At 65.5% G+C, this 24,679-nt stretch carries 38 protein-coding genes; 2 read left to right on the forward strand and 36 right to left on the reverse strand.

The annotated features are described in order from the left end of the window. Window positions 1-150: 150 nt before the first annotated feature. Complete coding sequence (gene ssb / locus E6O51_RS10840; RefSeq protein ID WP_136385014.1) at window positions 151-630, reverse strand: single-stranded DNA-binding protein; 480 nt, start codon at window positions 628-630, stop codon at window positions 151-153. Window positions 631-654: 24 nt separating this feature from the next. After that, complete coding sequence (locus E6O51_RS10845; RefSeq protein WP_136385076.1) at window positions 655-1,836, reverse strand: MFS transporter; 1,182 nt, start codon at window positions 1,834-1,836, stop codon at window positions 655-657. Window positions 1,837-1,970: 134 nt separating this feature from the next. Between E6O51_RS10845 and uvrA the strand changes: the two genes are divergently transcribed. Together uvrA and E6O51_RS10855 are read left to right on the forward strand one after the other, a co-directional pair. Beyond that, window positions 1,971-4,796 carry an excinuclease ABC subunit UvrA gene (gene uvrA / locus E6O51_RS10850; RefSeq protein WP_136385015.1) on the forward strand — a complete coding sequence of 942 codons (2,826 nt, stop codon included), beginning with the start codon at window positions 1,971-1,973 and terminating at the stop codon, window positions 4,794-4,796. A 119-nt stretch (window positions 4,797-4,915) separates the two neighbouring features. Then, the gene (locus E6O51_RS10855) at window positions 4,916-5,215 is read left to right on the forward strand and encodes a hypothetical protein (RefSeq protein ID WP_136385016.1); all 300 of its coding nucleotides are present in this window, start codon (window positions 4,916-4,918) and stop codon (window positions 5,213-5,215) included. Between the two features lie 21 nt (window positions 5,216-5,236). Here E6O51_RS10855 and galE read toward each other — a convergent pair whose 3' ends face one another. The 34 genes from galE to rpsL all read right to left on the reverse strand — a co-directional run bounded on the left by galE (window position 5,237) and on the right by rpsL (window position 24,638). Continuing rightward, complete coding sequence (gene galE / locus E6O51_RS10860) at window positions 5,237-6,268, reverse strand: UDP-glucose 4-epimerase GalE (RefSeq protein ID WP_136385077.1); 1,032 nt, start codon at window positions 6,266-6,268, stop codon at window positions 5,237-5,239. An 83-nt stretch (window positions 6,269-6,351) separates the two neighbouring features. After that, the gene (gene rplQ, locus E6O51_RS10865; protein WP_136385017.1) at window positions 6,352-6,759 is read right to left on the reverse strand and encodes a 50S ribosomal protein L17; all 408 of its coding nucleotides are present in this window, start codon (window positions 6,757-6,759) and stop codon (window positions 6,352-6,354) included. Window positions 6,760-6,786: 27 nt separating this feature from the next. Beyond that, entirely contained in the window at window positions 6,787-7,767 is a 981-nt protein-coding gene (locus E6O51_RS10870) for a DNA-directed RNA polymerase subunit alpha (RefSeq protein ID WP_136385018.1), read from the reverse strand. 42 nt (window positions 7,768-7,809) lie between these two features. Then, a complete protein-coding gene (gene rpsD, locus E6O51_RS10875) occupies window positions 7,810-8,439 on the reverse strand; it encodes a 30S ribosomal protein S4 (RefSeq protein ID WP_136385019.1) in 630 nt (209 codons plus the stop codon). 10 nt (window positions 8,440-8,449) lie between these two features. Then, window positions 8,450-8,839 (reverse strand): 30S ribosomal protein S11, encoded by a 390-nt coding sequence (rpsK, locus tag E6O51_RS10880; RefSeq protein ID WP_011237995.1) that lies wholly within the window; start codon window positions 8,837-8,839, stop codon window positions 8,450-8,452. A 12-nt stretch (window positions 8,840-8,851) separates the two neighbouring features. Further along, on the reverse strand, window positions 8,852-9,214 hold the full coding sequence (gene rpsM, locus E6O51_RS10885) for a 30S ribosomal protein S13 (RefSeq protein WP_136385020.1): 363 nt from the start codon (window positions 9,212-9,214) through the stop codon (window positions 8,852-8,854). 53 nt (window positions 9,215-9,267) lie between these two features. Next, window positions 9,268-9,381: a 50S ribosomal protein L36 gene (rpmJ, locus tag E6O51_RS10890; RefSeq protein ID WP_002931619.1), complete on the reverse strand. Its 114-nt coding sequence runs from the start codon at window positions 9,379-9,381 to the stop codon at window positions 9,268-9,270. A 22-nt stretch (window positions 9,382-9,403) separates the two neighbouring features. Further along, window positions 9,404-9,622 (reverse strand): translation initiation factor IF-1, encoded by a 219-nt coding sequence (infA, locus tag E6O51_RS10895; protein WP_002931617.1) that lies wholly within the window; start codon window positions 9,620-9,622, stop codon window positions 9,404-9,406. A 3-nt stretch (window positions 9,623-9,625) separates the two neighbouring features. Next, window positions 9,626-10,951, reverse strand: a complete 1,326-nt coding sequence (secY, locus tag E6O51_RS10900; RefSeq protein WP_136385021.1) for a preprotein translocase subunit SecY — start codon at window positions 10,949-10,951, stop codon at window positions 9,626-9,628. A 15-nt stretch (window positions 10,952-10,966) separates the two neighbouring features. Beyond that, window positions 10,967-11,407, reverse strand: a complete 441-nt coding sequence (rplO, locus tag E6O51_RS10905) for a 50S ribosomal protein L15 (protein WP_136385022.1) — start codon at window positions 11,405-11,407, stop codon at window positions 10,967-10,969. Beyond that, entirely contained in the window at window positions 11,408-11,590 is a 183-nt protein-coding gene (gene rpmD / locus E6O51_RS10910; protein WP_107494425.1) for a 50S ribosomal protein L30, read from the reverse strand. It abuts the gene before it with no gap. A gap of 3 nt (window positions 11,591-11,593) precedes the next feature. Next, window positions 11,594-12,118 (reverse strand): 30S ribosomal protein S5, encoded by a 525-nt coding sequence (rpsE, locus tag E6O51_RS10915; protein WP_136385023.1) that lies wholly within the window; start codon window positions 12,116-12,118, stop codon window positions 11,594-11,596. 12 nt (window positions 12,119-12,130) lie between these two features. Then, entirely contained in the window at window positions 12,131-12,484 is a 354-nt protein-coding gene (gene rplR, locus E6O51_RS10920) for a 50S ribosomal protein L18 (protein WP_136385024.1), read from the reverse strand. Window positions 12,485-12,495: 11 nt separating this feature from the next. Next, window positions 12,496-13,029: a 50S ribosomal protein L6 gene (gene rplF / locus E6O51_RS10925; protein WP_136385025.1), complete on the reverse strand. Its 534-nt coding sequence runs from the start codon at window positions 13,027-13,029 to the stop codon at window positions 12,496-12,498. Window positions 13,030-13,039: 10 nt separating this feature from the next. Beyond that, window positions 13,040-13,435: a 30S ribosomal protein S8 gene (rpsH, locus tag E6O51_RS10930; protein ID WP_136385026.1), complete on the reverse strand. Its 396-nt coding sequence runs from the start codon at window positions 13,433-13,435 to the stop codon at window positions 13,040-13,042. A gap of 13 nt (window positions 13,436-13,448) precedes the next feature. Continuing rightward, on the reverse strand, window positions 13,449-13,754 hold the full coding sequence (gene rpsN, locus E6O51_RS10935) for a 30S ribosomal protein S14 (RefSeq protein ID WP_136385027.1): 306 nt from the start codon (window positions 13,752-13,754) through the stop codon (window positions 13,449-13,451). A gap of 7 nt (window positions 13,755-13,761) precedes the next feature. Beyond that, a complete protein-coding gene (gene rplE, locus E6O51_RS10940) occupies window positions 13,762-14,301 on the reverse strand; it encodes a 50S ribosomal protein L5 (protein ID WP_136385028.1) in 540 nt (179 codons plus the stop codon). Between the two features lie 9 nt (window positions 14,302-14,310). Further along, window positions 14,311-14,628, reverse strand: coding sequence for a 50S ribosomal protein L24 (rplX, locus tag E6O51_RS10945; RefSeq protein ID WP_136385029.1), 318 nt, complete (start codon window positions 14,626-14,628; stop codon window positions 14,311-14,313). A gap of 12 nt (window positions 14,629-14,640) precedes the next feature. After that, on the reverse strand, window positions 14,641-15,009 hold the full coding sequence (gene rplN, locus E6O51_RS10950; protein WP_114649074.1) for a 50S ribosomal protein L14: 369 nt from the start codon (window positions 15,007-15,009) through the stop codon (window positions 14,641-14,643). Between the two features lie 146 nt (window positions 15,010-15,155). Next, the gene (gene rpsQ, locus E6O51_RS10955) at window positions 15,156-15,425 is read right to left on the reverse strand and encodes a 30S ribosomal protein S17 (RefSeq protein WP_136385030.1); all 270 of its coding nucleotides are present in this window, start codon (window positions 15,423-15,425) and stop codon (window positions 15,156-15,158) included. Continuing rightward, entirely contained in the window at window positions 15,425-15,616 is a 192-nt protein-coding gene (gene rpmC, locus E6O51_RS10960; RefSeq protein ID WP_136385031.1) for a 50S ribosomal protein L29, read from the reverse strand. The genes rpsQ and rpmC overlap by 1 nt, the downstream gene beginning before the upstream one ends. Before the next feature lie 3 nt (window positions 15,617-15,619). Next, window positions 15,620-16,033, reverse strand: coding sequence for a 50S ribosomal protein L16 (rplP, locus tag E6O51_RS10965; protein WP_136385078.1), 414 nt, complete (start codon window positions 16,031-16,033; stop codon window positions 15,620-15,622). Then, entirely contained in the window at window positions 16,033-16,803 is a 771-nt protein-coding gene (gene rpsC / locus E6O51_RS10970; RefSeq protein ID WP_136385032.1) for a 30S ribosomal protein S3, read from the reverse strand. The genes rplP and rpsC overlap by 1 nt, the downstream gene beginning before the upstream one ends. A gap of 9 nt (window positions 16,804-16,812) precedes the next feature. Continuing rightward, window positions 16,813-17,148, reverse strand: coding sequence for a 50S ribosomal protein L22 (gene rplV / locus E6O51_RS10975; protein ID WP_136385033.1), 336 nt, complete (start codon window positions 17,146-17,148; stop codon window positions 16,813-16,815). A 3-nt stretch (window positions 17,149-17,151) separates the two neighbouring features. Continuing rightward, window positions 17,152-17,427 carry a 30S ribosomal protein S19 gene (gene rpsS, locus E6O51_RS10980; RefSeq protein WP_136385034.1) on the reverse strand — a complete coding sequence of 92 codons (276 nt, stop codon included), beginning with the start codon at window positions 17,425-17,427 and terminating at the stop codon, window positions 17,152-17,154. A gap of 10 nt (window positions 17,428-17,437) precedes the next feature. Then, window positions 17,438-18,265 carry a 50S ribosomal protein L2 gene (rplB, locus tag E6O51_RS10985; RefSeq protein ID WP_136385035.1) on the reverse strand — a complete coding sequence of 276 codons (828 nt, stop codon included), beginning with the start codon at window positions 18,263-18,265 and terminating at the stop codon, window positions 17,438-17,440. A 6-nt stretch (window positions 18,266-18,271) separates the two neighbouring features. Next, entirely contained in the window at window positions 18,272-18,577 is a 306-nt protein-coding gene (gene rplW, locus E6O51_RS10990; RefSeq protein ID WP_136385036.1) for a 50S ribosomal protein L23, read from the reverse strand. Beyond that, on the reverse strand, window positions 18,574-19,194 hold the full coding sequence (rplD, locus tag E6O51_RS10995; protein ID WP_136385037.1) for a 50S ribosomal protein L4: 621 nt from the start codon (window positions 19,192-19,194) through the stop codon (window positions 18,574-18,576). Before rplD ends, rplW begins: the two co-directional genes overlap by 4 nt. Window positions 19,195-19,205: 11 nt before the next feature. Beyond that, window positions 19,206-19,850 (reverse strand): 50S ribosomal protein L3, encoded by a 645-nt coding sequence (rplC, locus tag E6O51_RS11000; RefSeq protein ID WP_136385038.1) that lies wholly within the window; start codon window positions 19,848-19,850, stop codon window positions 19,206-19,208. Window positions 19,851-19,965: 115 nt separating this feature from the next. Beyond that, complete coding sequence (gene rpsJ / locus E6O51_RS11005; RefSeq protein ID WP_136385039.1) at window positions 19,966-20,277, reverse strand: 30S ribosomal protein S10; 312 nt, start codon at window positions 20,275-20,277, stop codon at window positions 19,966-19,968. 55 nt (window positions 20,278-20,332) lie between these two features. After that, a complete protein-coding gene (tuf, locus tag E6O51_RS11010; protein WP_136385040.1) occupies window positions 20,333-21,523 on the reverse strand; it encodes an elongation factor Tu in 1,191 nt (396 codons plus the stop codon). Window positions 21,524-21,547: 24 nt separating this feature from the next. Then, entirely contained in the window at window positions 21,548-23,647 is a 2,100-nt protein-coding gene (fusA, locus tag E6O51_RS11015; RefSeq protein WP_136385041.1) for an elongation factor G, read from the reverse strand. Window positions 23,648-23,755: 108 nt separating this feature from the next. Further along, complete coding sequence (gene rpsG, locus E6O51_RS11020) at window positions 23,756-24,226, reverse strand: 30S ribosomal protein S7 (RefSeq protein WP_136385042.1); 471 nt, start codon at window positions 24,224-24,226, stop codon at window positions 23,756-23,758. Between the two features lie 34 nt (window positions 24,227-24,260). Further along, the gene (rpsL, locus tag E6O51_RS11025; protein ID WP_136349069.1) at window positions 24,261-24,638 is read right to left on the reverse strand and encodes a 30S ribosomal protein S12; all 378 of its coding nucleotides are present in this window, start codon (window positions 24,636-24,638) and stop codon (window positions 24,261-24,263) included. Window positions 24,639-24,679 lie beyond the last annotated feature (41 nt).

A 24,679-nucleotide genomic window follows, 5' to 3' on the forward strand; every position in this document is an offset into this window, starting at 1 on the left:
GCAGCGGCCCAGGGTATCCGCGGGAAGTTTCCGCACCTGGCTGCAAAAAGAAAGAGCCGCCCGTGTGGGCGGCCTTGGCAGTCGCGTTCCTGCGGCAGAGGCGGCAAACCTCACCCGCCCTGCAAGACGGGGCTCACGCCCCCAGCGCGCTCAGAACGGAATGTCGTCGTCGAATTCGCCGAAGCCGCCGCTGCCGGCCGGCTTGCCCTGCGGGGCGGCGGGCGCGGGGGCACGCTCCTGGCGCGCCGGCGGGGCGGAATCGTAGCCGCCTTCGCGCATGGGCACGTCCCCACCTTCGCGGCGGCCCAGCATCTTCATTTCATCGCCGCGAATCTCGGTGGTGTAGCGGTCCTGGCCGTCCTTGTCCTGCCACTTGCGCGTCTGCAGGCGGCCCTCGACGTAGACCTGGCTGCCCTTGCGCAGGTACTGCGCGGCGATTTCCGCCAGGCGGCCGAAGAACACCACGCGGTGCCACTCGGTGGCCTCGCGCCGCTCGCCGCTGGCCTTGTCCTTCCAGGTCTCGGTGGTGGCGATGGTGACGTTGCAGATCGCGTCGCCGCTGGGCATGTAGCGGGTTTCGGGATCCCGGCCGAGGTTGCCGATCAGGATCACTTTATTTACGGAAGCCATCCGGAGTCTCCAGTACTGGTTGTTTCAGCCGGCGGTCGCGGGCGCTTGCACGCGACGCGGCGGCGGGTTCATCGAAGCGGCGGCGAGCAGCCAGAGCACCGCCAGCAGCGCACACGTCAGGCTGACCGAGCCGGGGCCGAAGCGCTGCGCCAGCCAGCCGCCCAGCACGCCGCCGAGGAACAGCCCGGCCGACTGCAGCGTATTGTATACGCCCAGTGCCGTCCCCTTGGCGTGCGCCGGGGCAATCTTCGATATCCATGACGGCTGGGTAGCCTCCAGGATATTGAAGGCAACGAAGAACAGGGTCAACCACGTCGCCAGCGGCCACAGCCCCTCGCCGAACAGGTTGAGCCCGAGCTGCACGGCGACGAGCAGGCCCACCGCCGCCAGGAACACCTGCTTCATCCAGCCGCGCCGCTCGGCGACGATGACCGCCGGCACCATGGCGGCGAAGGACAGCAGCACGGCCGGCAGATACACCTTCCAGTGCGCGGCCACCGGCAGGCCGCCGCTGGCCACCAGCGCGGCCGGCACCATGACCCACATCGTGGTCTGGATCAGGTGCAGCACGAACACGCCGAAATTCAGCCGCATCAGCTGGCCGTCGAGCAGCACTTCAGCGAAGCGCCCGGTGGCGCGCGGCACCGGCGGCGCGGCCGGCACCACCCGCAGCACCACCCAGATGGCGGCAAGCGCCAGGGCGGCGGTGAACCAGAAGATGCCGGCCATGCCGACCGCTGCGTAGAGCATGGGCGCGGCCACCAGCGAGAGCGCGAACACGAGGCCGATGCTGGAGCCGATCATGGCCATCACCTTGGTGCGGTGCTGGTCGCGGGTGAGGTCGGCTGCCAGCGCGGTGACCGCGGCCGAAATCGCGCCCGCGCCCTGCAGCACGCGCCCGGCGATGATCCACGAGATGTTCTCGGCCAGGGCTGCGATCACGCTGCCGGCCACGAAGAGGACCAGGCCGAAGACGATGACCGGCTTGCGCCCGAAACGGTCGGACGCCGCACCGAAGGGAATCTGCAGCACGGCCTGGGTCAGGCCGTAGGCGCCGATGGCCAGGCCGACCAGCATCAGGTCGTCGCCGCCCGGCACCTTGTTCGCATGCACCGCGAACACCGGCAGGATCAGGAACAGCCCCAGCATGCGCAACGCAAAGATCGCCGCCAGGCTGATGCCGGCGCGGCGCTCCTGCGGGCTCATGGTGTCGTGCTCGGGGGTGGTCATGCGAAAGCCGGCGGGCGGGAAAGGGCTGGATTCTATCACCGCACGGTGGATTGGCCCTGCCGCGGCTTCTCTCTTATAGTGTCGGGTCGTCTTTCTCCAGCCTCTGTTCCATGGACGAAATCCGCATCCGCGGTGCCCGCACGCACAACCTGAAGAGCGTCAATCTCGACCTGCCGCGCAACCGCCTGACCGTCATCACCGGTCTGTCCGGTTCCGGCAAGTCCTCGCTCGCCTTCGACACGCTGTACGCCGAAGGCCAGCGCCGCTACGTGGAGTCCCTGTCGGCCTACGCGCGGCAGTTCCTGCAGTTGATGGAAAAGCCCGACGTGGACCTGATCGAAGGCCTGTCGCCGGCCATCTCCATCGAGCAGAAGGCCACCAGCCACAACCCGCGCTCCACCGTGGGCACGGTCACCGAGATCCACGACTACCTGCGCCTGCTGTACGCCCGCGCGGGCACGCCGCATTGCCCGGACCACCCCGGCCAGGCGCTGGAGGCCCAGAGCGTGTCGCAGATGGTGGACCACGTGCTGGCCCTGCCCGAGGACACGCGGCTGATGATCGTCGCCCCGGTGGTGGCCGGGCGCAAGGGCGAGCAGCACGAGCTGTTCGGCGAACTGCGTGCCCAGGGCTTCGTGCGCGTGCGGGTGGACGGCGCGGTCCATGAACTCGACGCCATGCCCGCGCTGGAGAAGGGCCGCCGCCACACGGTGGAAGTGGTGGTGGACCGCTTCAGGGTGCGGGCCGACCTGCGCGGGCGCATCGCGGAATCCTTCGAAACCGCCCTGACCCACGCCGACGGCCGCGCCGTCGCGGTGGAGATGGACAGCGGGCGCGAGCACCTGTTCTCCGCGCGCTTCGCCTGTCCGGTGTGCAGCTTCGCCCTCGGCGAACTGGAACCGCGCCTGTTCTCCTTCAACAACCCGGCCGGCGCCTGTCCCAAGTGCGACGGCCTGGGGCAGGTGGAATTCTTCGACCCGGCGCGCGTGGTCGCCCACCCGGAGCTGTCGCTGGCGGCGGGCGCCATCCGCGGCTGGGACCGGCGCAACCAGTTCTACTTCCAGATGCTCGCCAGCCTGGGGACGCACTACGGCTTCGACCTAGACACGCCCTTCGAGACCCTGCCCGAGGCCGTGCGCGAGGTCGTGCTGCACGGCTCGGGGCGCGAATCCATCGCCTTCCGCTACCTCTCCGACAACGGCCGCCTAGTGCAGAAGAGCCACCCCTTCGAAGGCATCATCCCCAATCTGGAGCGGCGCTACCGGGAGACCGATTCGGTCGCCGTGCGCGAGGAACTGGCCAAGTACCGCGCCACCCGTCCCTGCCCCGCCTGCCAGGGCACGCGGCTGCGCAGCGAGGCGCGCTGGGTGCTGGTGGGCGGGCGTTCCCTGCCCGAACTCAGCCGGCTGGCGCTGGGCGACTGCAAGCGCTTCTTCGACACCCTGCAGCTCACCGGCCACCGCGCCCAGATCGCCGACAAGATCATCAAGGAAATCTCCGAGCGCCTCTCCTTCCTGATCAACGTGGGGCTGGATTACCTCTCCCTCGACCGCTCGGCCGACACCCTGTCCGGCGGCGAGGCGCAGCGCATCCGCCTGGCGAGCCAGATCGGCTCCGGACTGACCGGGGTCATGTACGTGCTCGACGAACCCTCCATCGGCCTGCACCAGCGCGACAACGACCGCCTCCTCGCCACGCTTGCGCGCCTGCGCGACCTGGGCAATACCGTCATCGTGGTCGAGCACGACGAGGACGCCATCCGCGCCGCGGACTACGTGGTCGATATGGGGCCCGGTGCCGGCGTGCATGGCGGCGAGGTGGTCGCCCACGGCACGCCGGCCGAAGTCGCTGCGGCGCCGGATTCGCTGACCGCCGACTACCTCTCCGGGCGGCGCCGCATCGCCGTGCCCACGCGCCGCCGCGTTCCCGGCGAGCGCTGGCTGCACCTGCGCGGCTGCGCCGGCAACAACCTGCGCGGGGTGGACCTGGCGCTGCCGGTGGGCCTGTTCGTGTGCGTCACCGGCGTGTCCGGCTCGGGCAAATCCACGCTGATCAACGACACCCTGGTGCCGCTCGCCGCCCGTCACCTCTACGGTTCCAACGCGGAGCCCGCCGCCTACGGCGAGATCGAGGGCCTGGAGCATTTCGACAAGGTCATCAGCGTGGACCAGTCGCCCATCGGCCGCACGCCGCGCTCCAACCCGGCCACCTACACCGGCCTGATGACGCCGATCCGCGAGCTCTTCGCCGGCGTGCCGGAATCGCGCGCGCGCGGCTACGGCCCCGGGCGCTTCTCCTTCAACGTCAAGGGCGGGCGCTGCGAAGCCTGCCAGGGCGACGGCCTGATCAAGGTGGAGATGCACTTCCTGCCCGACATGTACGTGCCCTGCGACGTCTGCCACGGCAAGCGCTACAACCGGGAGACGCTGGAAATCCGCTACAAGGGCAAGACCATCTTCGAGGTGCTGGAGATGACCGTGGAGCAGGGGCTGGAATTCTTCCGCGCGGTGCCGGCGGTGGCGCGCAAGCTGGAAACACTGACCGACGTCGGGCTGGGCTACATCCGCCTGGGGCAGAGTGCGACGACGCTTTCCGGCGGCGAGGCACAGCGCGTCAAGCTGGCGCTGGAGCTGTCCAAGCGCGACACCGGGCGCACCCTCTACATCCTCGACGAGCCCACCACGGGCCTGCACTTCCACGACATCGACATGCTGCTCTCCGTGCTGCACCGCCTGCGCGACCACGGCAACACCATCGTGGTCATCGAGCACAACCTGGACGTCATCAAGACCGCGGACTGGATCGTGGACCTCGGCCCGGAAGGCGGCGACGGCGGCGGCACCATCGTGGCCGCCGGCACGCCCGAGGAGATCGCCGCGCGCGGCCTCGCGCACACCGCCCGCTATCTGGCGCGCTCGCTCGGCATGCGGAACTGAGCCGGCGCTGGGCACGCCGCGGCGCGGCGGGCCTTACAATTGGCGATGTAATCGCACTTGCATATCGTCCGCCGCTGCGCGACGATACTGCACCCCAACCCTTGCCGGGAGTATGCAAAGTGGCCACTGCTCCGACCGACCCACAAGCCCGTTTCCTAGAGCGCATCGACCGCCGGGCCCGTTATCTGAAGTCCCTGCAGTCGGCAGGGCTCGGCGTCTATCTGCCGGCCGACGAGCGCCAGCGCAATCACGCCATCGAACAGGTGGTGCGCACTACCGCACGCCCGAGCGAGATCAGCGTGCTGACCGCCGACACGCTCAAGACGGCCACCGAACTCATCCGCAACCACCTCGAGGCCATGCAGCACGTGCTGCCCCACGACGTGCAATACCGCAACCGCATCAAGCGCAGTTGGTAGCGCAGCGCCGGGCGCCGGCGCTCAGCCTTCCTCATCCTCGCCGTAACCGGCCGGATTGGCCGACTGCCAGCGCCAGGCGTCCTCGCACATCGTTTCCAGGCCGCGTTCCGCCCTCCAGCCCAGCAGTTCGGCCGCCCGCTGCGGATCGGCCCAGCACGCCGCCACGTCACCCGGCCGGCGCTCCACGACGCGATGGGGTACGGGCCGTCCGCTGGCGCGCTCGAACGCACTGATCATCTCCAGCACGCTGTAGCCGCGCCCCGTGCCCAGATTCACCGTCGTCAGCCCGGGCAGCGCATCCAGACGCTCCAGCGCGCGCACGTGGCCTTCCGCCAGATCCATCACGTGGATGTAGTCGCGTACGCCGGTGCCGTCGGGCGTCGGGTAGTCGCCGCCGAACACCTGCAGTTCGGGCAGACGCCCCACGGCGACCTGGGCGACATAGGGCATGAGGTTGTTCGGCACCCCGGCGGGGTCCTCGCCGATGCGCCCGCTCTCGTGCGCTCCGACCGGATTGAAGTAACGCAGGCACACGGCCCGCCAGCGCCGGTCCGCGGCGGCCTGATCCGCCAGGATGGCTTCGATGAACTGCTTCGTCCGCCCGTACGGATTGGTGGGCGCGAGCGGCGCCTCTTCGCCGATCGGCACGCGCGCCGGATCGCCGTACACCGTCGCCGAGGAACTGAACACGATCGCACGCACCCCGCTCGCCTCCATGACGTCGAGCAGAGCGACCGTACCGCAGACGTTGTTGTCGTAATAGAGGCCGGGGTTTTGCACCGACTCCCCGACCGCCTTCAGTCCCGCGAAGTGAACGACGGCGGCGACCTCATGCGCGCCGAACACCGCCCCTAGCGCGTTCCGGTCGCGAATGTCGGCCACATGGAAGGCGGCCAGCGCACGGCCCGCCAGCGCCTCCACGCGCCGCAGGGATTCACGCTTCGCATTGGAGAGGTTGTCCACCACCACGACCTCGTAACCCGCCTGCAGCAACGCGAGGCAGGTATGGCTGCCGATGTAGCCCGCCCCGCCGGTGACCAGTACTGCGCCCATGCGCTTCCCCTTGTGGACCGTGCAGAAATGGTAGGCGAAAAAAAACCGGACGACGTCCGGTTTCTTCACAAGCCCGATGCGACTCAGGCGGCAGCGGCCTCGGATTCCACCGGGGCGTCGGCCTCGGACACCTCCGGCCGGTCGAGCAGTTCGACCAGCGCCAGCGGCGCGTTGTCGCCGTTGCGGAAGCCGAACTTCAGGATGCGCAGGTAGCCGCCGTTGCGGTTGGCGTAGCGCGGGCCCAGTTCGTCGAACAGCTTGACCACCATGTCGCGGTCGCGCAGGCGGCTGAACGCCAGGCGGCGATTGGACAGGCTGGGCTTCTTGCCCAGGGTGATCAGCGGCTCGACCACGCGGCGCAGTTCCTTGGCCTTGGGCAGGGTCGTCTTGATCACTTCGTGCTGCAGCAGGGAGTTGGCCATGTTGCGGAACATGGCCTGACGGTGGCTGCTGGTGCGATTCAGCTTGCGAAGACCGTTACGGTGACGCATTTCAATACCTCACTTCACTGTCACCGTTCAACCGAGCTTCTCGAGCCCGGCCGGCGGCCAGTTTTCCAGTTTCATGCCGAGGGTCAGCCCGCGGGAGGCCAACACTTCCTTGATTTCGTTGAGCGACTTGCGGCCCAGGTTCGGGGTCTTCAGCAGCTCGGTCTCGGTGCGCTGGATCAGGTCACCGATGTAGTAGATGTTCTCGGCCTTCAGGCAGTTCGCCGAACGAACCGTCAGTTCGAGGTCATCCACGGGGCGCAGCAGCACCGGATCGATGGTCTGCGGCTTGGGCGCCTCGATGTCGGTCGGGGTGCCTTCCAGGTCGGCGAACACCGACAGTTGATCCATCAGCACGCGGGCCGCGTAGCGGATCGCTTCTTCCGGATCGACCGCACCGTTGGTCTCGATGTCGATGACCAGGCGGTCCAGGTCGGTGCGCTGCTCGACGCGGGCGCTCTCGACCAGATAGCTCACGCGGCGCACGGGGCTGAACGAGGCGTCGAGCACGATGCGGCCGATGCTCTTGGACTCGCCGGACACCGGACGCACGTTGCCGGGCACGTAGCCGCGGCCTTCCTCGACCTTGATCTGCATGTCCAGCTTGCCGCCGGGGGCGAGATGGGCGATCACGTGGTCGGGGTTGATGATCTCGACATCGTGGCCGATCTCGATGTCGGCCGCGGTGACCACGCCTTCGCCGGACTTCGCCAGGCGCAGGGTGGCTTCGCTGCGGTTGTGGAGCTTGAGCACCACGCCCTTCAGGTTCAGCAGCAGGTCGACCACGTCCTCGCGCACGCCGTCGATGGTCGAGTACTCGTGCAGCACGCCCTCGATGGCGACCTCGGTCGGCGCATGGCCGGGCAGCGAGGACAGGAGAATGCGCCGCAGCGCGTTCCCCAGGGTATGGCCGAAGCCGCGCTCGAACGGTTCCATGGTCACGCGGGCCTGGACCGGCGAAACACTGTGGACGTCGATGATGCGCGGTTTCAGCAGAGCATTGCTTTGCATCGGCATTTCCTCGAATCTAGGGAAGCTTCACCGTCCCGCGGATCAGCGGGAGTACAGTTCGACGACCAGACCTTCGTTGATCGTGGCCGGCAGTTCGGCGCGCTGCGGATAGGCCTTGAACACACCCTTGGCCGCCTTGGCGTCCACCTCGATCCACTCGGGGAAACCGCGCGACTCGGCGGCCTCGATGGCGGCCTTGACGCGCAGCGAGGCACGCACGCGCTCGGTCAGCTCGATCACGTCGCCGGGCTTGACGGTGTAGGACGGAATGTTGGTGCGCTTGCCGTTGACCAGCACGCCGTTGTGGCGCACGACCTGGCGCGCCTCGGCACGCGAGGCGCCGAAGCCCATGCGGTAGGCCACGGAATCCAGGCGGCCTTCCAGCAGTTGCAGCAGGTTTTCGCCGGTCTGGCCGCGGCGGCGGTCGGCTTCCGCATACACCTTGCGGAACTGGCGTTCCAGCACGCCGTACAGACGGCGGATCTTCTGCTTCTCACGCAGTTGCACACCGTAGCCCGACAGGCGCTGGCCGGAGCGCTGGCCGTGCTGGCCCGGCGCGTAGGCGCGGCGCTCGATGGCGCACTTGTCGGTGAAACATTTTTCGCCCTTCAGGAAGAGCTTTTCGCCCTCGCGACGGCACTGACGGCACTTGGGATCGAGATTACGAGCCACTTTCTACTCCTTAGATACGGCGCTTCTTGGGCGGGCGGCAGCCGTTGTGCGGGATCGGGGTGATGTCCGTGATGCTGGAGATCTTCATCCCGAGCGCATTGAGCGCACGCACGGCGGACTCGCGGCCCGGGCCGGGGCCCTTGATCCGCACTTCGAGGTTCTTCACGCCGCATTCCTGCGCGGCCTTGCCGGCGGCCTCGGCCGCGACCTGGGCGGCGAACGGGGTGCTCTTGCGCGAGCCCTTGAAGCCAGCGCCACCGGACGTGGCCCACGACAGCGCATTGCCCTGGCGGTCGGTAATGGTGATGATGGTGTTGTTGAAGCTCGCGTGAACGTGCGCGATGCCTTCGGCAACGTTCTTCTTGACCTTCTTGCGAACCTTTGCAGCAGTCTTAGCCATTATCAGTTCCTATCACTTCTTGCCGGCGATCGGCTTGCGCGGCCCCTTGCGGGTGCGCGCGTTGGTGCGGGTGCGCTGGCCGCGCAGCGGCAGGCCCCGGCGGTGGCGTACGCCACGGTAGCAGCCGAGGTCCATGAGGCGCTTGATGTTCATGGTGACTTCGCGGCGCAGGTCGCCCTCGACGACGAACTTGCCCACTTCGTCGCGCAGCTTCTCCATGTCCGACTCGGTCAGGTCCTTGACCTTGGTCGAGCGGACCACGCCGGCGGCGTCGCAAATCTTCTGAGCACGCGTACGGCCGATCCCATAGATGGCGGTCAGCGCGATCTCGGCATGCTTGTGGTTGGGAATGTTTACCCCAGCAATACGGGCCATCCGATTACCCCAAAAAGCAAAACGTTAAATTTTAATATCCGGGATCGAGTAGATCAACCCTGGCGCTGCTTGTGACGCGGATCGCTGCAGATCACGCGCACGACACCCTTGCGTCGAATGATCTTGCAGTTGCGGCACAGCCGCTTGACCGAAGCCTGGACTCTCATGTTCTTGCTCCTGTTTCTGTATTCACTTGGTCCGGAACACGATCCGGCCCTTCGTCAGGTCATAGGGCGTCAGTTGCACGGTAACCTTGTCGCCCGGCAGGATGCGGATGTAGTGCATGCGCATCTTGCCCGAGATATGCCCGAGGACCATGTGGCCGTTTTCGAGCCGAACGCGGAACGTCGCGTTGGGGAGGTTCTCGGTGACCTCGCCCTGCATCTCGATTACATCTTCCTTCGCCATCGCTTACCTGAGCGGCAGACCCGCACCCTTGAAGTTCGCCTTCTTCAGCAGGCTCTCGTACTGATGCGACATCACGTACGCCTGTACCTGGGACATGAAGTCCATGGTGACCACCACGATGATCAGCAGCGAGGTGCCACCGAAATAGAACGGCACGTTCCACTTCAGGATCAGGAACTCCGGCAGCAGGCACACCAGTGTGATGTACACCGCGCCGGCCAGCGTCAGGCGCGTGAGGATGCGGTCGATGTAGCGCGCGGTCTGCTCGCCCGGCCGGATCCCCGGCACGAAGGCGCCGCTCTTCTTCAGGTTGTCGGCCGTGTCCCGCGCATTGAACACCAGCGCAGTGTAGAAGAAGCAGAAGAACACGATCGCCAGCGCATACAGCATCACGTAGATCGGCTGGCCCGGGGACAGCGTGGCGGCGATGTCGCGCAGCCAGTACATGCCCTCGGAGGCGCCGAACCACTGCCCCAGCGTGGCCGGAAACAGGATGATGCTGGAGGCGAAGATCGGCGGGATCACGCCTGCCATGTTCAGCTTCAGCGGCAGGTGCGAGGACTGCCCGCCATACACCTTGTTCCCTACCTGGCGCTTGGCGTAGTTCACCAGGATCTTGCGCATGCCGCGCTCGACGAACACCACGAAGGCGGTCACCAGCGCCACCAGCACGCAGATGAACAGTGCCGTAAAGGGGTGCATCGCGCCAGTGCGCACCAGCTCGAACAGGCCGCCGATGGCGCTGGGCAGGCCCGCCACGATACCGGCGAAGATGATCAGCGAAATGCCGTTGCCGATGCCCCGTTCGGTGATCTGCTCGCCCAGCCACATCAGGAACATCGTGCCGGTGACCAGCGTGGCAACGGTGACGAAGCGGAACATCAGGCCGGGATCCAGCACCAGCCCCGGCTGACCTTCGAGTGCGATGGCCATACCCAGCGACTGGGCGAACGCCAGCAGCAGCGTGCCGTAGCGCGTGTACTGGGTGATCTTGCGCCGGCCGGCCTCGCCTTCCTTCTTGAGCTGTTCGAGCGCCGGCACCGCCACGGTCATCAACTGCATGATGATCGATGCCGAGATGTACGGCATGATCCCCAGCGCGAAGATCGTGAAGCGCGACAGCGCGCCGCCCGAGAACAGGTTGAACACGCCCAGGATGCCGCCGGCCTGCGACTGGAACAGCTCGGCCAGCTTGTCCGGGTCGATGCCCGGCACCGGGATGTGGGCGCCGATCCGATAGACGATCAGCGCGCCCAGGAGGAACAGCACCCGGCGCTTCAGGTCGCCGAACTTGCCTGCGCTCCCGAGCGTGGCGGAAGGATTGGCCACAACCGACCTCGACGCTTACTCGGCGACCGCGACGGAGCCGCCGGCGGCCTCGATGGCAGCCCGGGCACCCTTGGTCGCACCGACGCCGCGCAGGTTGACCTTGCGCGAGATCGTGCCGGACAGGACGACCTTGGCCGCCAGCGCATCCGCCGGCACCACGCCGGCCTGCATCAGCACCAGCAGGTCCACGTCTTCCACCGGCAGCTTGTCCAGTTCGGACAGGCGCACCTCGACGTTGCGCGCGCCGGTCAGCGACACGAAGCCCCGCTTCGGCAGACGACGCTGCAGCGGCATCTGGCCGCCCTCGAAGCCGGTCTTGTGGAAACCGCCCGCACGGGACTTCTGGCCCTTGTGGCCGCGGCCGCAGGTCTTGCCCAGGCCGCTGCCGATGCCACGGCCCACGCGCTTGGCCGGCGATTTGGAACCCGCGCCGGGTTTGATGTCATTCAGCCGCATTTATGCCTCGCACTTCACCAGGTAGGACACCTTGTTGATCATGCCGCGCACTTCGGGCGTGTCCTGCAGCTCGACCGTATGATTCAGCCGGCGCAGGCCCAGGCCGCGAACGGTGGCGCGATGGGACTGTTTGGTGCCGATCACGCTCTTGACCAGCGTAACCTTGAGTTTCTTGTCGGACATCGCTTACCCCAGGATCTCTTCGACGGTCTTGCCGCGCTTGGCAGCGATTTCCGCCGGGGTGTTGACCGCCAGCAGGCCGTTGATGGTGGCGCGCACGACGTTGTACGGGTTGGTCGAGCCGATGCACTTGCAGATGATGTCGGTCACGCCCATCACCTCGAACACCGCGCGCATCGGGCCGCCGGCGATGATGCCGGTACCGTTGGGCGCCGGCTGCATCAGCACTTCGGCGGCGCCATGCTTGCCGACCACGGTGTGCTGCAGGGTGCCGTTCTTCAGCGACACCTTGGCCATCTTGCGACGCGCCTCGTCCATCGCCTTCTGCACCGCCACCGGCACTTCGCGGGACTTGCCCTTGCCCATGCCGATGCCGCCGTCACCGTCGCCGACCACGGTCAGCGCGGCGAAACCGAGGATGCGGCCGCCCTTGACGACCTTGGTCACGCGATTGATCGCGACCATCTTCTCCCGCAGCCCGTCGTCGCGCTCCTCGGAGGCCTGCGGGCGTTTGGTTTGCTGCTTAGCCATTCGTATCCTCGCTTAGAACTTCAGACCGCCTTCACGGGCAGCCTCGGCCAGCGCCTTGACGCGACCGTGATACAGGAAGCCCGAGCGGTCGAACGCGACCTGCTCGATCCCGGCAGCCTTGGCGCGTTCGGCGATCAGCTTGCCGACCACTTCCGCTGCCTGCTTGTTGCCGCCGTTCGGCACCTGGGCGCGCACCGCGGGCTCGACCGTCGAGGCGGCCGCCAGCACGCGCGAACCGCAGCCCGAAATGACCTGCGCGTAGATGTGGGAATTGGAACGGAACACGGTCAGGCGAACCGCCTTCAGCTCCGCAATCTTGGCGCGGGTTTTGCGCGCACGGCGAAGACGAACTTGTTTTTTGTCCATGACGAACCGCCTTACTTCTTCTTGGTTTCCTTGAGCACCACCACTTCGTCCGCATAGCGGACGCCCTTGCCCTTGTAGGGTTCGGGAGCGCGGTAGGCCCGCACCTCGGCCGCGACCTGGCCGACTTGCTGCTTGTCGATGCCCTTGATCACGATCTCGGTCTGCGAGGGGGTTTCCACCTTCACGCCGGCGGGCATCTGATGCACCACCGGGTGGGAGAAGCCCAGCGAAAGATTCAGCTTGTCACCCTGCGCCTGGGCACGATAGCCCACGCCCACCAGGGTCAGCTTGCGCTCGAATCCCTTCGACACGCCGGTGACCATGTTGGCCAGCAGCGCGCGGATGGTTCCGGACAGAGCGTTGGCGTTGTCGAAGCCATCACGCGCCTTGCACACCAGCGCAGCGCCTTCGCGCTCGACGGCGACGGCCGGATTCAGCGCGCGGCTGATGGCACCCAGCGGGCCCTTGATGGCGATTTCCGCCGCGTTGATGGTGACCTCGACCCCCGCGGGGATGGCCACCGGATTCTTGGCTACACGAGACATGGCATCCCCCTTACGCGACGACGCACAACACTTCGCCGCCGACGCGGCTGGCACGCGCAGCGCGATCGGTCATCACGCCCTTGGGCGTGGACACGATGGCGACACCGAGGCCGTTCATCACGCGCGGCAGATCGTCGCTGCCCTTGTAGATGCGCAGGCCGGGACGGCTGACGCGCTCGATGCGTTCGATGACCGGACGGCCGGCGTAGTACTTCAGCTCCACGTCGAGCTCGGCCTTGCCGTCGTTGTCGCGCACCGCGTAGCCCTCGATGTAGCCTTCGCTCTTCAGCACGTTGGCGATCGCCACCTTGAGCTTGGACGAGGGCATCACCACACGGCCTTTCTGGGCCTGCTGGGCGTTGCGGATGCGGGTCAGCATATCGGCGATCGGATCGGACATACTCATCTTCGGTCTCTCCTTACCAGCTCGCCTTGGTCATGCCCGGCACTTCGCCGCGGAACGCGATTTCGCGCAGCTTGTTGCGGCACAGACCGAACTTGCGGAACACGCCACGCGGACGGCCGGTGAGGCTGCAGCGGTTGCGGGTACGCGTCGGATTGGCATTGCGCGGCAGTTGCTGAATCTTCAGACGCGCCGCCATGCGCTCTTCTTCGGACAGGTTGGTGTCCTTGACCTGCGCGACCAGCGCGGCGCGCTTCGCGGCGTACTTCGCCACCAGCTTGCGACGCTTGTCTTCGCGATTGATCAGAGCCAGTTTCGCCATATCACCCTCAATTCTTGAACGGGAACTTGAACGCAGCCAGCAGCGCGCGCGCTTCCTGGTCGGTCTTGGCCGTCGTCGTGATGCTGATGTTCATGCCACGGAGCGCGTCGATCTTGTCGTACTCGATCTCCGGGAAAATGATCTGTTCCTTGACGCCCACGTTGTAGTTGCCACGGCCGTCGAAACCCTTGGAGGCGATGCCGCGGAAGTCGCGGATGCGCGGCATGGCCACGCTCACCAGACGATCGAGGAACTCGTACATGCGCGGACCGCGCAGCGTGACCATGCAACCGATCGGGTAGCCGTCGCGGATCTTGAAGCCCGCGATGGACTTGCGCGCCTTGGTGGCCACCGGCTTCTGGCCGGCGATCTTGGTCATGTCGCCAATGGCGTTTTCCAGGATCTTCTTGTCGCCCACCGCCTCGCCGACCCCCATGTTCAGGGTGATCTTGGTGATGCGCGGCACTTCCATCACGGACTTGTAGCCGAACTGCTTGAGCAGCTCGGGCACCACCGCTTCCTTGTAAAACTGTTGCAAGCGAGCCATTGCCACTCCTTACGCGTCCACCAGCTCGCCGTTCGACTTGAAGAAGCGGACCTTGCGGCCGTCTTCAAGCACCCTTACTCCGACCCGGTCAGCCTTCTGGGCCGCAGCATTGAACAGCGCGACGTTCGACACATGGATGGGCATCTCCTTCTCGACGATGCCACCCACCTCACCCTTCATCGGATTCGGGCGGACATGCTTCTTGACGCGATTGACGCCTTCGACCACCAGACGCTCGTCATCCACCCGGCGCAGCACGGTACCGCGGCGGCCGCGATCCTTGCCGGTCAGCACGACCACTTCATCACCCTTGCGGATCTTGTTCATCTCGACGACTCCTCAGAGCACTTCCGGCGCCAGCGAGACGATCTTCATGAACCGCTCGGAGCGCAGCTCGCGCGTCACCGGCCCGAAGATGCGGGTGCCGATCGGCTCGAGCTTGTTGTTCAGCAGCACGGCGGCATTGCCGTCGAACTTGATCAGCGAACCGTCCGGACGGCGCACGCCCTTGGCGGTACGCACCACCACGGCGTTATAGACGTCGCCCTTCTTGACGCGGCCGCGCGGCGCGGCATCCTTGACGGTGACCTTGATGATGTCGCCGATGCCGGCATAGCGGCGCTTGGAGCCGCCGAGCACCTTGATGCACATCACCGAACGCGCACCGGTGTTGTCGGCCACGTCCAGCCTGGATTGCATTTGAATCATGAATTAAATCTCCAACTTATCCCGCTGCGCGGTCAGTCTTGGAACCCGTTCGGGTAGCAGCCCCGGAAGGGGTCCGGAGCAAAGACTGCAAAATATAACAGCTTGGCAAGGGCTTGCCAAGCTGTTTTTTTACGGAACGTCCTTGCTCAGATGACGCGAGCCTTCTCCAGAACGCGCGTGACCTTCCAGCTCTTGGTGCGGGAGATCGGACGGCATTCCTCGATCTCCACCAGGTCGCCGGCGGCGGCACCGCCCGCTTCCACGTCGGCGTGGTACTTCGCCGAACGAGTGATGATCTTGCCGTAGAGCGGGTGCTTGACGCGGCGCTCCACCAGCACGGTCACCGTTTTGTGCATCTTGTCGCTCACCACGCGGCCAACCAGGGCGCGGCGAACCTTTGCGGTTTCTTCACTCATTACTGACCTGCCTTTTCCCGCAGGACGGTACGCACGCGCGCGATGTCGCGACGCACCTTCCCGAGTTGGCTCGTATTGCTCAGCTGCTGGGTCGCCAGTTGCATGCGCAGCGAAAACTGCGCCTTCAGCAGCTCGAGCAACTCCTGATTCAATTCACCGGCGCTCTTCGCGCGGAGTTCACTCGCATTCATGCCTTACCCCACTTGGCGTGTGACGAACACGGTATCGATCGGAAGCTTGGCGGCAGCCAGCCGGAAAGCTTCGCGGGCGAGCGCTTCGTCCACACCGTCCATTTCGTACAGCACCTTGCCGGGCTGGATCTCGGCGACCCAGTATTCCGGGTTGCCCTTGCCGTTACCCATACGGACTTCGGCGGGCTTCTTGGAGATCGGCTTGTCCGGAAAGATGCGGATCCAGATGCGGCCGCCCCGCTTGATGTGGCGGGTCATCGCACGTCGGGCCGATTCGATCTGGCGGGCGGTCAGGCGGCCACGGCCGGTGGCCTTGAGGCCGAACTCGCCGAAGCTGACCTTGGCGCCACGGGTCGCCAGACCGGTGTTGCGGCCCTTCTGCTCCTTACGATATTTCCTTCGCGTCGGCTGCAGCATCATTCACTCCTGCTATCTTCTTGCCGGCCGCCCTCACGACGGGCGGGACGGCGGCCCGGACGGCCATCGTCGCCACGCGGCGCACCGCGGCGGCCGCGGCGGTTGTCGGCTTCCGGCTCGGCAGCCGCCGGCTGCTCGTTGCGGCCGAGCTGCTCACCCTTGTACACCCACACCTTGATGCCGATGATGCCGTAGGTGGTCTTGGCTTCGGAGACGCCGTAATCGATGTTGGCGCGCAGCGTGTGCAGCGGCACGCGGCCTTCGCGATACCACTCGGTACGGGCGATCTCGGCGCCGTTCAGGCGGCCGGAACTCATGATCTTGATGCCCTGGGCACCCAGGCGCATGGCGTTCTGCATGGCGCGCTTCATGGCGCGGCGGAACATGATGCGCTTCTCGAGTTGCTGGGCGATCGAGTCGGCGATCAGCTTGGCGTCGATCTCGGGCTTGCGCACTTCCTCGATGTTCACGTGCACCGGCACGCCGACGATCTTCTGCAGCTCGCGCTTGAGCAGTTCGATGTCCTCGCCCTTCTTGCCGATCACCACGCCCGGACGGGCGCTGTACAGCGTGACGCGGGCATTCTTGGCGGGACGCTCGATGACCACGCGGCCGACCGAGGCGTGCGCCAGGCGCTTCTTCAGGAAGTCGCGCATCTTCAGGTCTTCGTGCAGCATGCGCGAGAAGTCGCGGCTCGATGCGAACCAGCGGGAACCCCAGTCACGCGTAACCGCGAGGCGGAACCCGGTCGGATGGATTTTCTGACCCATAAGTACTCCTTACTCCCCGACGGTCACGTAAACGTGACACGTGGGCTTGAGGATGCGGTTGCCGCGGCCCTTGGCGCGCGCGGTAAAGCGCTTGAGCGAGGTGCCTTCCTCGACGTGGATGGTCTTCACCTTCAGCACGTCGATGTCGGCGCCGTCGTTGTGCTCGGCGTTGGCGATGGCCGATTCGACCACCTTGCGGATGATCTGGGCGCCCTTCTTCGGCGAGAAGGCGAGAATGTTGAGCGCCTGATCAACCGGCTTGCCCCGGACGAGGTCGGCGACCAGGCGGCCCTTTTGGGCCGACAGGCGCACCCCGCGGAGAATCGCTTTGGTTTCCGTAGTCATTCCTTACCTCTTCGCCTTCTTGCTGGCGGCGTGGCCCTTGAAGGTACGCGTCAGTGCGAACTCGCCCAGCTTGTGGCCGACCATGTTCTCGGTGACGTACACCGGGATGTGCTGACGGCCGTTGTGCACCGCGATGGTCAGGCCGACGAAGTCGGGCAGGACCGTCGAGCGACGGGACCAAGTCTTGATCGGACGCTTGTCGTTGCCACCGCGCGCCGCATCCACCTTCTTCAGCAGGTGAGCGTCGACGAACGGGCCTTTCTTGATTGAACGTGACATCTCTTACCCCTTAACGCTTGTGCCGACGCTGCACGATCATGGTATCGGTGCGCTTGTTGCGACGGGTGCGGTAGCCCTTGGTGGGCTGACCCCACGGGCTGCGCGGCACACCGCCCTCGCCGGTACGGCCTTCACCGCCACCGTGCGGGTGATCCACCGGGTTCATCGCCACGCCGCGCACGGTCGGGCGGATGCCGCGCCAGCGGTTGGCGCCGGCCTTGCCGATCTTGCGCAGACCGTGCTCCTCGTTGCCGACTTCGCCGATGGTGGCACGGCATTCGACGTGCACGCGGCGGATTTCACCGGAGCGCAGGCGGAGCTGGGCGTAGATGCCTTCCCGCGCCAGCAGTTGCACCGAGGTACCGGCGGCACGGGCGAGTTGCGCGCCCTTGCCAGGGAAAATCTCGACGCAGTGAATGGTCGAACCGACCGGAATGTTGCGGATCGGCAGGGCGTTGCCCGACTTGATCGGCGCTTCGACACCGCTGACGATGGGCTGACCGACTTCCAGACCCTTCGGTGCGATGATGTAGCGGCGCTCGCCATCGGCGTAGAGCAGCAGCGCGATGTTGGCGGAACGGTTGGGGTCGTACTCGATGCGTTCGACCTTGGCGACGATGCCGTCTTTGTTGCGACGGAAGTCGATCACGCGATAGTGCTGCTTGTGGCCGCCGCCCTGGTGGCGCACGGTGATGCGCCCGCCGTTGTTGCGGCCGGCGTTCTTGGTCTGCTTCTCCACCAGACCCGCGTAGGGGCGGCCCTTGTACAGGGAAGCATTGACCACCTTGACCATCGCGCGACGGCCGGCGGAAGTGGGCTTCAGTTTAACCAGTGCCATGATTGATCACTCCCCAGCCACAAAGTTGATTTCCTGGCCGGGCTTGAGGCTGACGAAGGCCTTCTTCCAGTCCTTGCGGCGGCCGAAGCTGCGGCCGAAACGCTTGACCTTGCCCTTGACGTTCGCGATCTGCACCGATTCGACCTGAACCTTGAACAGCAGCTCGACGGCGGCCTTCACTTCAGGCTTGGTGGCATCGGAAGCGACCTTGAACACCACTTGCTCGTTCTTGTCGGCGACATAGGTCGCCTTTTCGGAGATCTGCGGCGCGAGCAGCACCTGCAGCAGACGCTCCTGGCTGTATGCACTCATTGCCACGCCTCCTCCATCTGGGCCAGCGCAGCCTTGGTGACCAGCACCTTTTCGAAGCGCACCAGGGAAACCGGATCGGCCTCCCGCACTTCGAGAACCAGCACGTCGTTCAGGTTGCGCGAAGACAGGAACAGGTTCTCGTCGAGCTGATCGGTGATGATCAGCACGGACTCCAGACCCATGCCCTTGAGCTTCTGCGTCAGCAGCTTGGTCTTCGGCGCCTCGACGCTGAAGTTCTCGACCACCGCCAGGCGGTCTTCACGAGCGAGCTGCGACAGGATGGAGGCCACGCCGGCGCGGTACATCTTGCGGTTGACCTTCTGCGAGAAGTTCTCTTCCGGCGAGTTCGGGAAGATGCGGCCGCCCCCGCGCCACAGCGGGCTGGAGGCCATACCGGCGCGCGCGCGGCCGGTGCCCTTCTGGCGCCACGGCTTGCGGGTGGATTTGGCCACCTCGGAGCGCCCCTTCTGGGCACGGTTGCCGGAACGGGCATTGGCCAGATAGGCGGTGACCACCTGGTGCACCAGCGCCTCGTTGAATTCGCGACCGAACAGCACGTCGGACGCCTGCAGCGTGGCAGAGGCCTGACCCTGGTCGTTCAGTAGTTTCAGTTCCATTACGCCCTCGCTCAGTTACCGGCCTTGACCGCAGGACGGACGACCACGTCGCCGCCCTTGGAGCCCGGCACCGCACCCTTGACCAGCAGCAACTGACGCTCGGCGTCGACGCGCACCACTTCCAGGTTCTGGGTGGTACGGGTGACGTTGCCGTACTGGCCGGCCATGCGCTTGCCCGGGAACACGCGACCCGGATCCTGCGCCATGCCGATGGAGCCCGGCGCATTGTGCGAGATCGAGTTGCCGTGGGAGGCGCGGTTGGAGCTGAAGTTGTGCCGCTTGATCGAACCGGAGAACCCCTTGCCGATCGACGTGCCGGTGATATCCACCTTCTGGCCGACCGAGAAGAGATCCACGCCCACCACGTCGCCGGCCTTGAGGCTGGCGATCTGGGCGGCTTCGACGCGGAATTCCTTGAGGATGTGACCGGCTTCGACACCGGCCTTGGCGAGATGGCCGGCGAGCGGCTTGTTGACGCGGCTCGCACGGCGCTTGCCGAAGGTCACCTGAACGGCGGCATAACCGTCCGTTTCAGGCGTCTTGATCTGGGTCACGCGATTGTTGGACACGTCCAGCACCGTCACCGGGATGGAACGACCATCCTCGGCGAAGACGCGAGTCATGCCAACCTTGCGACCGACAAGGCCTAGACTCATTTTCTTCTCCTGATCCCCGGTTACGATTGACCGGGCCCTATCAAACAATTTTTAACGCCAATAGGCGAAAGGCCGGATTATACCGGCCTTTTCGCTGGCACTGCAAGCTGCCCGATTACTGCAGCTTGATCTCGACGTCCACGCCGGCCGGAAGATCGAGCTTCATCAGCGCATCCACGGTCTTGTCGGTGGGATCGATGATGTCCATCAGGCGCTGGTGGGTGCGGATTTCCATCTGGTCGCGCGACGCCTTGTTCACGTGCGGCGAGCGCAGCAGGTCGAAGCGCTCGATGCGCGTCGGCAGCGGCACCGGGCCACGGACCACGGCACCGGTGCGCTTGGCGGTTTCGACGATCTCGAGGGCCGACTGGTCGATCAGCCGGTAGTCGAACGCCTTCAGACGGATGCGGATTTTCTGGCTTTGCATGGTTTTATCCCGAAAGAGCGAGGGTGCGGCAGGGGCCGCACCCGGATACGAATGATTACTCGATGATCTTGGCGACGACGCCGGCGCCGACGGTGCGGCCACCTTCGCGGATCGCGAAGCGCAGGCCTTCTTCCATGGCGATCGGCGCGATCAGCTTGACCGTGATCGACACGTTGTCACCCGGCATCACCATCTCGGTGCCTTCCGGCAGCGCGATGGAGCCGGTCACGTCCGTGGTGCGGAAGTAGAACTGCGGGCGGTAGTTGTTGAAGAACGGGGTGTGACGGCCGCCTTCGTCCTTGCTCAGCACGTACACTTCGCCGGTGAAGTGGGTGTGCGGGGTGATGGAGCCGGGCTTGGCCAGCACTTGGCCGCGTTCGACTTCTTCACGCTTGGTGCCGCGCAGCAGTACGCCGACGTTGTCGCCCGCCTGGCCTTGGTCGAGCAGCTTGCGGAACATTTCGACGCCGGTGCAGGTGGTCTTGACGGTGGGCTTGATGCCGACGATTTCGATTTCTTCGCCGACTTTGACGATGCCGCGTTCGACACGGCCGGTCACCACGGTGCCGCGGCCGGAGATGGAGAACACGTCTTCGATCGGCAGCAGGAAGGGTTTGTCGATGGCCCGTTCCGGGGTGGGGATGTAGCTGTCGAGCGCTTCGGCCAGTCGCAGGATGGCCGGCTCACCGATGTCGGACTGGTCGCCTTCGAGGGCCTTGAGCGCCGAGCCCTTGACGATGGGGATGTCGTCGCCGGGGAATTCGTACTTGGAGAGCAGTTCGCGCACTTCCATTTCGACGAGTTCGAGCAGTTCTTCGTCGTCGACCATGTCGCACTTGTTCAGGAAGACGATGATGTAGGGCACGCCGACCTGACGGGCGAGCAGGATGTGTTCGCGGGTCTGCGGCATGGGGCCGTCCGCGGCCGAACACACCAGGATGGCGCCGTCCATCTGCGCAGCACCCGTGATCATGTTCTTCACGTAGTCGGCGTGGCCCGGGCAGTCCACGTGCGCGTAGTGGCGCGTGGCGGTTTCGTATTCGACGTGCGCGGTGTTGATGGTGATGCCGCGCGCCTTTTCTTCCGGCGCCGCGTCGATCTGGTCGTAGGCCTTCGCCTCCCCACCGAACTTCTTCGACAGGATCGTGGTGATCGCCGCCGTCAGCGTCGTCTTGCCATGGTCAACGTGGCCGATCGTGCCTACGTTTACGTGCGGCTTGGTCCGCTCGAACTTACCTTTAGCCATGAATGTTTTCCTCGTTGAAGCTGATTACTTGCGATTGCTGATCACCGCCTCGGCCACGTTCTTGGGCGCTTCGGCGTAGTGCTTGAATTCCATCGAATAGGTGGCGCGGCCCTGGGACAGCGAGCGCAGCGTGGTGGCGTAGCCGAACATCTCGGCCAGCGGCACCTCGGCCTTGATCTCCTTGATGCCGCCGGGCAGGTCGTCCATGCCCTGCACGATGCCGCGCCGGCCGGACAGGTCGCCCATGACGTTGCCCATGTAGTCCTCCGGGGTCTCGACCACGACCGCCATCATCGGCTCCAGCAGCACCGGACTGGCCTTGCGCATCGCGTCCTTGAAGGCCATGGAGCCGGCCATCTTGAACGCGTTTTCGTTCGAGTCCACGTCGTGGTAGGAACCGAAGTGCAGGGTGACCTTGACGTCCACCACCGGGAAGCCGGCCAGCACGCCGTTGGGCAGGGTTTCCTGAATGCCCTTGTCCACCGCCGGGATGTACTCGCGCGGCACCACGCCGCCCTTGATGGCGTCGACGAACTCGTAGCCCTTGCCCTGCTCCGCCGGCTCCAGGTTGATCACCACGTGGCCGTACTGGCCGCGGCCGCCGGACTGCTTGACGAACTTGCCCTCCACGTCGTTGGCGGCCTTGCGGATGGTCTCGCGGTAGGCGACCTGGGGCGCGCCCACGTTGGCTTCCACGTTGAACTCGCGCTTCATGCGGTCGACGATGATCTCCAGGTGCAGTTCGCCCATGCCGGAGATGATGGTCTGGCCCGATTCCTCGTCGGTACGCACGCGGAAGGAGGGGTCTTCGGCCGCCAGGCGGGACAGGGCGATGCCCATCTTTTCCTGGTCGCTCTTGGTCTTGGGCTCGACGGCGACGTGGATCACCGGGTCCGGGAACACCATGCGCTCCAGGACAATGGGCGCGGCCGGGTCGCACAGGGTCTCGCCGGTGGTCACTTCCTTCAGGCCGACCACGGCGGCGATGTCGCCCGCCAGCACTTCCTTGATCTCTTCACGCTCGTTGGCATGCATCTGCAGGATGCGGCCGATGCGCTCCTTCTTGCCCTTGACCGAGTTCAGCACCGATGAGCCGGATTCCAGCACGCCGGAATACACGCGCACGAAGGTGAGCTGGCCGACGAAGGGGTCGGTCATCAGCTTGAAGGCCAGGGCGGAGAACTTCTCGCTGTCGTCGGCGCGGCGCGAAACTTCCTTCTCGTCGTCGTCGGTACCCTGCACCGGCGGGATGTCCACCGGCGACGGCAGGAACTCGATGACGGCGTCGAGCATGCGCTGCACGCCCTTGTTCTTGAACGCGGTACCGCACAGCATGGGCTGGATTTCGCACGCGATGGTGCGCAGGCGCAGACCCAGCTTGATCTTGTCCTCGGCCAGCTCGCCGCTCTCGAGGTACTCGTTCATCAGTTCCTCGGAAGCCTCGGCGGCCGCCTCGACCATCTGCTCGCGCCACTTCTCGGCGTCGGCCTGCAGTTCGGCGGGGATGTCCCTGTACTCGAACTTCATGCCCTGGCTGGCTTCGTCCCAGTAGATGGCCTTCATCTTGATCAGGTCCACCACGCCGGCGAAGTTGTCCTCGGCGCCAATGGGGATCACGACGGGCACCGGGTTGGCCTGCAGGCGAGTCTTCATCTGGTCATAGACCTTGAAGAAGTTCGCGCCGGAACGGTCCATCTTGTTCACGAAGGCGAGGCGCGGCACCTTGTACTTGGTCGCCTGGCGCCACACGGTTTCGGACTGGGGCTGCACACCGCCCACGGCGCAATACACCATACACGCGCCGTCGAGCACGCGCATGGAACGCTCCACCTCGATGGTGAAGTCCACGTGTCCCGGGGTGTCGATGATGTTGAAGCGGTGCTCGGGGAAGGACAGATCCATGCCCTTCCAGAAGCAGGTGGTGGCCGCGGAGGTGATGGTGATGCCGCGCTCCTGCTCCTGCGCCATCCAGTCCATCGTGGCCGCACCGTCGTGCACTTCACCGATCTTGTGGTTCACACCAGTGTAGTAGAGGATGCGCTCGGTGGTGGTGGTCTTGCCGGCGTCGATGTGAGCGGAGATACCGATGTTGCGGTAACGCTCGATGGGTGTCTTGCGAGCCACGGTGTATTCCTGCCTTTCCTGAATCGCGCCAGGGCGCGATTATTGAAGTGTTGCGTTACAAAACAATCGAGCCCTTCGCAGGGCTCGAGTCACTACCGGAACAGGGGATCAGAACCGGTAGTGCGAGAACGCCTTGTTGGCTTCCGCCATGCGGTGCACTTCCTCGCGCTTCTTCATCGCCGAACCACGGCCTTCGGCCGCCTCCAGCAGCTCGCCGGCCAGGCGCTGGGCCATGGACTTCTCGGCGCGCTTGCGGGCGGCTTCGCGCAGCCAGCGCATGGACAGCGCCATGCGGCGGGACGGACGCACTTCCACCGGCACCTGGTAGTTGGCACCGCCGACGCGGCGGCTCTTCACTTCCACCACCGGCTTGACGTTGGCCACCGCCGCGGAGAACACCTCCAGCGGATCCTTGCCGGACTTGGTGCTGATCTGCGCGAACGCGCCATAGACGATGCGCTCGGCCACCGACTTCTTGCCGGCCTGCATGATCACGTTGATGAACTTGGAAACGTCCTGGGAGCCGAACTTCGGATCGGCCAGGATTTCGCGCTTGGGTACTTCACGGCGACGGGGCATGACAACCTCTGCTTATCTTGTGTTTTGCCGACAATCAGGCTTTCTTCGGACGCTTGGCGCCGTACTTGGAGCGCGACTGCTTCCGGTCCTTGACGCCCTGCAGGTCCAGCGAGCCGCGCACGATGTGGTAGCGCACGCCCGGCAAGTCCTTCACCCGGCCGCCGCGGATCAGCACCACCGAGTGCTCCTGCAGGTTGTGGCCTTCGCCGCCGATGTAGGAGATGACCTCGAAGCCGTTGGTCAGGCGAACCTTGGCCACCTTACGCAGCGCGGAGTTCGGCTTCTTCGGGGTGGTGGTGTACACGCGGGTGCACACGCCGCGCCGCTGCGGGCACGCTTCCAGGGCCGGCACCTTGCTCTTGGTGACGGCGATTTGCCGCGGCTTGCGGACAAGCTGATTGATTGTTGGCATAGCTTGAGAATTTCCCAAAAAACCGAGGCAGCCAACAGGGG

The sequence above is a fragment of the Pseudothauera rhizosphaerae genome (genome assembly GCF_004801305.1).
Taxonomy (GTDB): domain Bacteria; phylum Pseudomonadota; class Gammaproteobacteria; order Burkholderiales; family Rhodocyclaceae; genus Pseudothauera; species Pseudothauera rhizosphaerae.